Raw genomic sequence first — 7,593 nt, 5'->3', positions numbered from 1 at the left:
CCTGAAACGCCCACGGCCCGGTCGGCGGCGGATCCGGCCGGAAAAAACCCGGTCCCGGGGACTGCGCACGACCTGTACGCTGACCACACATTCGACCGGGGAACAGCTGGAGGTAGACCTCGCCGAGGTAACTGCCGTAGGAGGAGCCGAGGTAGGCGATCGTCTCCTCGCCGAGGACGGCGCGCACCAGGTCCATGTCCCGGGCGGTGTTGCGGGTGGAGATGTGCGGCAGCAGCTCGCGGTACGGCGCGCAGCGGGCCGCGAGGCCCTTGGCGACCTCGGCGGACCGGTCGAAGGTCAGCCGGTCGGGGCCGGCCGAGCCTGGGCCGGCCGTGGGCCAGCCGCAGTCGAGGGGGGTGCTGGCGCCGACGAAGCGCGGGTCCATGCCGATGATGTCGTAGCGGGCGGCCAGACCGGGCGCGGCCCGGCGCAGGGCGAGGGCGAGGTCGCGGGCGGGGACGCCGGGGCCGCCGGGGTTGTAGAACAGGGTGCCCAGGCGGCGGGCCCGGTCGGTGGCGGGCAGCCGGGCCAGGGCGACCCCGGTGGTCCGCCCGTCGGGGCGACGGTAGTCGAGGGGGACGGCGAGCTCGGTGCAGCCGGCACCGGCGGCGTCGAGCTCGGCGCCGGCGGTGTCCTCCGGGCTGGTCGCGCAGGGGTGCCAGCGCGGCTGTTGGCCGCGCAGCGCGGCGAGCGGATCGGCGGCGGCCACCGCCGCGGGCGGGGGCGCGGTGACACCGGCCGCCGGTACGGCGGACGCGGTGAGGATGGTCAGGGCCAGCGACGCCAGAGCGGCGGCCGGCTTGGCGGCGCGGATCACGGTGCTTCCCCTCGGGTGCCTGGGCGGGCCGTCGGGGCGACCGTAGGCGCCACGGCGGCCGGGCGCGTCCACCACCGGTACCGGGCTCCCCCGCCGAACTACCCCTACGCGTCTGCTACTTCAGGACCACCCCGACCGGGACCGACACGCGGCGTACCACCAGGCGAAGCTGGTTTCCAGACGAACGGCCCAGAGGTCGTCGCCGCCGGCCACGCTCCGGCGACCGCCAGCGCTTGCTCGCTGCCGATCGGATGTCGGCTTGCGGCCTGTGGATCCTGGTGAAGCGGAGAGGCTCCGCGAACACCTCGACAACGACCCCCTCACCGGATCGGCCGATGAAGTTCCACCACACACCACGGTTCTGCCGTTTTCTCCCGGGTCGAAGGCCTGATCGACCATCCGGGGCCAGCAAAAGGTCAGCAAGACGCCCGGGAGTCGACAACCATGGCCACCCTCAACCTCGTCCGCGGCATGGGCAGCTCCGTCAAGGAGTGCGGGCACCCCGAGAGCCGATGGCCGAGGTACCCGCACGAGTACAAGATCCGCTACCGCAACGCCGCCGGGAGGCAGACGGAGGAGTCGGGCTTCGCCACCCAGGACAAGGCGAAGGCCCCCCAGCTCCAGGGGCAGCCGCGGAAACACCCCCCGGCACCTTCATGCTCATCCGGTACGAGGCGTCCGCCACCGAGCTCCTCGGCGTCGTCGTACGCCTCGTGGGCCAGCAGCGCCAGGGCCACGAGCGGGCCGACTGCCCACCCCTGACGGGGAATCGGCTTCAGAGTCCGATGACGTTCACGGCCTGGGGGCCCTTCGGCCCGTCCTCCAGCTGGTACTCGACCCGCTCGCCCTCCTCCAGGGTTCGGAAGCCGCCGCCGATGATGTTCGAGTAGTGGACGAAGACGTCGGGGCCGGGGATGTCGGGCACGATGAAGCCGTAGCCCTTCTCGCTGTTGAACCACTTGACGGTGCCGAAGTTGACCAGGGCGCGGCGGCCGGTGGCCGACGGCCCGGCGACGGCCGGTCCGGTGTCCGCCCAGGCGGGGACGCAGGCTCCCAGCAGGGCGGCGAAGACAAGGAGCGGCGCACAGGTCATCGCCGCGGCGCGGTGGCGGGTGAGGGCGGGGCGGAACATGGGCGGACCTCCTGTTACCGGTTGATCACTCATGGTGTTCACCGGTTTGGTGGCCCCGCAAACTCGGACGGCTGTCCGAGGACGCGGGAGCCAGGTGCGTGTCACGGAGTGGTGCCGGCCTGGGCGAGGCAGCGCTGGAGGCCCTGGAGGAGACGGGCGACGGTGTGTTCGGCGACGTGGGTGGCGGGGTGACGGGTGCGCAGGAACTGACCGTGGCGGGTGCGGGAGAACCAGAGCTGGAGCGTGTCGGTGACGGTGGCGCGGCTGATGTGGTGGGGATTGCGTGCGCGCGGCGGCTCCCCGGTGGTGGCGACGGTGCGATGGTCGAGGTAGGAGAGCATGAAGACGTCACCACCGGTGGGCCGGGACCGGCTGGCGAGGGCGGTGGCCACGGCGTCCAGCGGCAGTCCGACCGTGGTCCGGGCGTGGCGGAACGCCGTCCGAGCGACGGGGACCGCGTCGGTGAGGGTCGATCATCGCTGCCCCCACTCCCCAAACCGAGCCGACAGCATATCCGGGCGTGACTCAGGGCTGGCTGTGGCCAGATCGGCTGATCTCGGCGAGATCCCACTACGGCGCGCGTCACGCGAAGCAAGCCCCCGCCACACGACCGTGCAACCACTACTCGCAGTGAATGGAGACCAGCCTCACCAGCGCCACGCAGCACATCGTGCGCAAAGCCCAGGTGCTGCGCTACGAAATGACCGCCGCCCGCCTCCGCACCGAGCAAGCCGACGTCAAAGCCCTGCGGCGGCGTCCACGGAGGCGACAGTGGCGTCCGTGGACGCCAGGGTGGCGTCCCCCTCGGCACTGGCTGCGTGCATCCGCGCCGCTGCCGTGTCCGCGGTCGCCTGGGCGGGGTCGGTTTCGGACTGGGCGGCCTCGATGTCGTCGATGACGATCACCACTTGCGACGCAGTGGCCGATGCGGCTGCAGCGGCAGAGGAAGCCGCGCCTGCCGTCAGCGGGTAGCCCGCCGACGAGGCGGCCGCCGCAGCCGAGGCCGCCGCGTCGGCGTCCTCCTGCGTGGCCTCCTCGGCGGCCTCCAGCACGATCACCACGCTCGCCCCTGAGGCGGAGGCCGCGGCAGCCGCCGCAGAGGCTGCGGAGGACCCGCCGCCCGCTGCGGCGGCCGCCGCAGCGGCGCCATAGGGGGAAGAGCCGCCCCAGGCGGCGTAACGGGCCGCTGCGGCGACCGCACGGGAACTGGCCCCGGCCCCGGAGGCAGCCGCAGCCGCCGCGGAGGCTGCGGAGGCCGCGCGGGCGACCGGGACACCGGCAGGCTGCACGACCGGATGGACGGTCGTACGGACGACGGCAGCGGGCACGCCCTCGCCGAGGTGGCCTACGGACACCGCGCGGGCCGGTGTGGCCATGCCGTACGGGAGCACGACCGCACCCATCAGAGCCGTGACGGCGGTACGAGCCAACCGGGAACTGAGAAGGCCCGGACGACGACCCGCGTTCGACACGCGGTGCTTGCCGGTTACGGACCCGCCGTGCCGCGGTGTCCGAACCGGCGTCAAGGAACGGCCCGTACCAGCAGGCCGGGAGACCACGAATCGGGAGGGGGCGTCCATCGGACCTCCGGTCGAGAGAACCGAACCACACTTCGTCACTGAATGTATCCACTTGGCAACTGTCCGACAATGGCGTGGCGAGGTGCGACCTGTGCGGCCGTCCCGCCTCCGCCCCGGCGGACACGCCCGTCACTCCGGCTCACCAAGTTCCGAGCGCGCTACCCGAAAGCGGTTCGACGGCGATGCGGCGCAACCCCGCGGCCTGCGCCCTGCCATCGGCGGGGCCCGGCAAGCCGGCCGACCAGCCGCGACCCCGACTTCGCACGAACCCCCGCAGTCGTCCCGGGCCCGCTCGCCGAAGCACTCTGCCAGCACCGCACCGACCCCTGCTGCCGTCCCACGACGCCGTAGACGACCCGCAGCACGGAACGGTCCGCGGTAACGGCGAAGGGTCCGGCCTCCTGGACCTCCACGTCGTACCGCGGGGCCTTCTTCATCGTGATCCGGAAGGAGTGCTCGGCCGAATCGCCCCAGTGGTTGACCTCCAGCCCGGCCGGGGCGACCGCGGTGGGATCACGAAAGCGGCCCGGGAACGGCAGGTGGCATGGCCGTGCCCGGCAGGCCCGGCCTGTCGCCGGCCGTCCGCTGTCCGCTGTCCCTAGTCCGACAGGCCTCCGCGCCGACCGGAAGCCGGAGTCCGGAACACGCAGGGGCGTTGCCCCGTCAGCAGTCCCGTTCCGGGAGCACGCGCAGGGCGAGGACGGATCCGTCCGGGTGGATGGAGACGGGGCCGTCCCAGTCCTCGTCCCAGGTGGCGGTCGGCCACGAGGAGCGGCGGGCGTGGGCCTCGTCGCGGTAGCGGGTGAGGCGGCGCTCGGCGAGGTGCTCGAAGAGGTCCTCCGCCACGCCCGAGAACGCCTCCACCCGGGTGCGGTTGAGGCGCAGGACGTGGTCGGTGCCGACGAACGGGATGCCGAGCAGTTCATGGTCCGCGTCCTGGACGCTGCCGATCGCGGCGTGCGAGATGCCCTCGTACCGCTTGCGGCCCTGCCGGGCGGTGAGGTACGGAACCGTGGCCGCGGCGTCGCCGGCGAAGGCCGTCAGGCCCGCCGCTCCGGTGCGCGCGAGGGCGTGCTGGAACCAGGCGAAGTGGTCCGCTCCGATGTGGAAGCCCGGCTCGGGTTCAGGGGTCTGGCCGTCCTGGGCGGGCGGCAGGATCCCGGGGAAGATGTTGGCCTGGTCGAGTTCCCCGTCCAGGTCGCGGGCTTCGCGAGCCGGGTGGGTGAGTGTGCCGCCGTTGCCGCGCGCGTGCAGCAGGTGGACGGTCATCGGAGCGTCGACGGGCAGCTCGGTGCTGAAGACCAGGGCCGGGGTGTCCGTCCATCCGCCGATGTGCACGGCGTCGGCGTGGACCGCGGCCGAGGCGAGTTGGCTGTGGGAAACGGAGGCGCCGCTGTGGTTGCCCTTGCAGGCGATCGGGAAGACCCGCGAGGGCCGGCCGGGCTTCCACACCTCGGCGAAGTACTGGGGACGGTAGCGGTAGCCGACGGAGACGCCGCTGTCCCTACCGGTCACCGCGAAGCCCGCCCGCAGGGCGGCGTCTGCGGGGACGATCGACACGCTGTGGTCCGGATAGCGCCTGGCCAGGACATGCTTGGCCACGGCCAGCGCGAACCCGACGCCGAGTTCGTCGGACTGCAGTGCCTTGTAGTAGTCCGCCGTGTCACGGCCCTCGGCCGACAGGGCCATGAAGGTTCCGAGCGTTCCCTCCAGCGCCTGGCTGTACTTGAGGCAGCCCCAGTGCTCCGCGAGCCCCCGCCCGGCACCGCGCCGCGCGAGTGCGGTCGCCCGTCCGAGGGTGTGCAGCACGTCCCAGGGCGTCAGCTGGAGGCCGGCGCCGAGTTCCCTGGACGGCACGGGTCGCAGGCCCGGCTTGCGCCGCAGCGCGTCGAGTTCGTTCTGCTCCCGTTCCTCGTCGTCCTTCGCCGCGACGGCTTCGACCTCGCCCAGCAGCTTGTCACTGGAGTGGACCGCGACGTTCGACGGCTGAGCGAGCTGCTGAAGCACCTCGCGCACGTTCTTCGGCTCGTTGCCCTCTATGGCGTTCCCCCAACTCTCCAGTCCCACAGCGCAGATGCCGCACCTTAAGCCGCACGTTCGGGGCGCGTGCCAGGGGCGTACGCGAGCACTGCCGATTCGCCGGCGTCAGGTTCGTGCTGCCACTGATATGCGTCGGCAGGTGTAGATGGGGATCTCCCGCCTCCCTTCGGGCAGCGCATGGCAGCAACGGTGACGCGGTGGGGACCACGAACGCGGGACGAGGACGCGCAGGTCCTCCAGGACCTCGACGAAGAGTCGCCTGGAGGGCCCTCAGGCGCTGCCACCGTTCACCGGTCAGGCCGAGCAGCCACCTGAATTAGCGTCATGGCCGACGGTCCCCCGCTCCGGCGGTGAACCGCGGCACGAGCTTCACCGTCAGGCGGACAGCCATCTCGGCGGCCTCCTGAGTCGGCGGACGCATCGGGGTCCGGCCGCCTTGGCGGCGGGTCTGCCCGGCAACTGCGGCTTCGAGGCTGAACGGACTGCTTTGCCAGGGCGCCGGACCCTGGCTGCGCCAGGGCGTTCGGGATGATCACGAATCGGGTCGGGTGCGGGCTGCGGTGGATACGCAGGGGGGCCTCCTCGTTCCTCGGTCGGGCCTGTTCCGACCGGAGGGACGACGGACCATAGCCGCGAACCGGCCGCAAGTGAAGCCGACGCCGAGCGACCTTGATCACATGGCCACGGCGTGCTCCGGGTGATGGCGGTAACAGCGGTTCGCCTCTCAGGCCCGACCCAGAGGTACTCCTTGGAACCGAGCCGCGACGGACAGTGTCCGTTCCATCGTAGGCTGAGGGGTCTTCAGTCAACGTGCGTAATGGTCGATGGGAGACGGGTATGGGGCTCAAGGAGCAGGACGGACCACTGCGGCTGGTCGTGACGGGCGGCGGCACGGGCGGACACACCTACCCGGCGCTCACCGCCGTGCGGGCGCTGCAGGAGCGGCTGGCCGAGCAGGGCCGGACCGCGGAAGTGCTGTGGATCGGCACCGCTGCCGGCCTGGAGGCCCGGGTCGCCCCGGCGGAGGGCATCCGGTTCGAGCCGGTCGCCACCGGCAAGGTCCGGCGCTCCTCCAACCCGATCAAGATGATCTCCCCGGCGAACGTGCGGGACATGGGCCGGGTGCCGCTGGGCGCGGTACAGGCCCGTTCACTGATCACGGAGTTCGAGCCGGACGTGGTGCTGGCCACCGGGGGGTACGTGGCGGTGCCGGTCGGGCTGGCGGCGCGCTCGTGCGGGGTGCCGCTGGTGGTGCACGAGCAGACTGTGAGCCTCGGGCTGGCGAACAAGGTCCTGGCCCGGGCGGCGACCCGGGTCGCGGTGTCCTCCGAGTCGACGCTGCCGCTGCTGCCGGAGTCCGCGCGCCGCACCGCCGTGGTGACCGGGAACCCGGTGCGCCCGGCGGTGCTCACCGGGCTGGCCGACAAGGCCGTGACCGCCCTCGGCCTGGACGGCTTCGACCGCTCGCTGCCGACGGTGTACGTCACCGGCGGCGCACAGGGCTCGGTGCAGATCAACACCCTGGTCTCGGCGGTCCTGCCGTGGCTCCTGGAACAGGCCAACGTGATCCACCAGTGCGGCCCGGCCAACGAGGCGACGCTGCGCGGCCCCGCCGGGGCACTGCCGCCGCACCTGGCGGCCCGCTACCTGTTGACCGGCTACATGGGGGCGGAACTGCCGGACGTGCTGGCGCTGGCGGACGTGGTGGTCAGCCGCAGCGGCGCCGGGACGCTCGCGGAGCTGACCGCGCTCGGCAAGGCCGCGGTGTTCGTCCCGCTCGCCTCCTCCGCAGGCAACGAACAGGCCCACAACGCCACCCATCTCCAGGAGGCCGGCGCGGCCGTCGCCCTGATCGGCGAAGTCACGGCGGACACCCTGCGGGAGGCCCTGGCCCCACTGCTCGCCGACCCGGCTCGGCGCGGGGCCATGGCGGCCCGCTCCCGCGAGCACGGCCGCCCGGACGCTGCCCAGCGTCTGGTCGACGTGGTGCTCGCCGCCGCCTGCCGTTGAAGCCGGTTGGCCCC

Annotated in this window: 7 protein-coding genes; 2 read left to right on the top strand and 5 right to left on the bottom strand. The window is 72.6% G+C overall.

The window, feature by feature from the left end; genetic code table 11:
* Positions 1-817, bottom strand: an 817-nt coding sequence (locus AB0E96_RS12280; RefSeq protein WP_359821867.1) for an alpha/beta fold hydrolase, incomplete at its 3' end; no start/stop codon positions are given.
* A gap of 444 nt (positions 818-1,261) precedes the next feature.
* On the opposite strand from AB0E96_RS12280, the gene AB0E96_RS12275 reads away from it, so the two are divergent.
* Positions 1,262-1,579 (top strand): hypothetical protein, encoded by a 318-nt coding sequence (locus tag AB0E96_RS12275; protein ID WP_359821865.1) that lies wholly within the window; start codon positions 1,262-1,264, stop codon positions 1,577-1,579.
* Positions 1,580-1,592: 13 nt separating this feature from the next.
* Here the strand turns inward: AB0E96_RS12275 and AB0E96_RS12270 are convergent, their stop codons facing one another.
* The 4 genes from AB0E96_RS12270 to AB0E96_RS12255 form a co-directional block, all read right to left on the bottom strand.
* Positions 1,593-1,799: a cold shock domain-containing protein gene (locus AB0E96_RS12270; RefSeq protein WP_359821869.1), complete on the bottom strand. Its 207-nt coding sequence runs from the start codon at positions 1,797-1,799 to the stop codon at positions 1,593-1,595.
* 251 nt (positions 1,800-2,050) lie between these two features.
* Complete coding sequence (locus AB0E96_RS12265; RefSeq protein WP_359821863.1) at positions 2,051-2,341, bottom strand: hypothetical protein; 291 nt, start codon at positions 2,339-2,341, stop codon at positions 2,051-2,053.
* 345 nt (positions 2,342-2,686) lie between these two features.
* Positions 2,687-3,010 carry a hypothetical protein gene (locus AB0E96_RS12260; protein ID WP_359821860.1) on the bottom strand — a complete coding sequence of 108 codons (324 nt, stop codon included), beginning with the start codon at positions 3,008-3,010 and terminating at the stop codon, positions 2,687-2,689.
* 1,182 nt (positions 3,011-4,192) lie between these two features.
* Positions 4,193-5,596, bottom strand: coding sequence for a hypothetical protein (locus AB0E96_RS12255; RefSeq protein WP_359821858.1), 1,404 nt, complete (start codon positions 5,594-5,596; stop codon positions 4,193-4,195).
* Between the two features lie 810 nt (positions 5,597-6,406).
* Between AB0E96_RS12255 and AB0E96_RS12250 the strand changes: the two genes are divergently transcribed.
* On the top strand, positions 6,407-7,579 hold the full coding sequence (locus AB0E96_RS12250) for a UDP-N-acetylglucosamine--N-acetylmuramyl-(pentapeptide) pyrophosphoryl-undecaprenol N-acetylglucosamine transferase (protein ID WP_359821856.1): 1,173 nt from the start codon (positions 6,407-6,409) through the stop codon (positions 7,577-7,579).
* Positions 7,580-7,593 lie beyond the last annotated feature (14 nt).

The organism is Kitasatospora sp. NPDC036755, assembly GCF_040636595.1.
GTDB lineage: Bacteria > Actinomycetota > Actinomycetes > Streptomycetales > Streptomycetaceae > Kitasatospora.
This window is presented reverse-complemented; position numbering and strand designations above follow the sequence as displayed.

Coding starts and splice junctions, on each gene's coding strand:
- AB0E96_RS12250 (WP_359821856.1), top strand. CDS start 6,407: ATGGGGCTCAAGGAGCAGGACGGACCACTGCGGCTGGTCGTGACGGGC.
- AB0E96_RS12275 (WP_359821865.1), top strand. CDS start 1,262: ATGGCCACCCTCAACCTCGTCCGCGGCATGGGCAGCTCCGTCAAGGAG.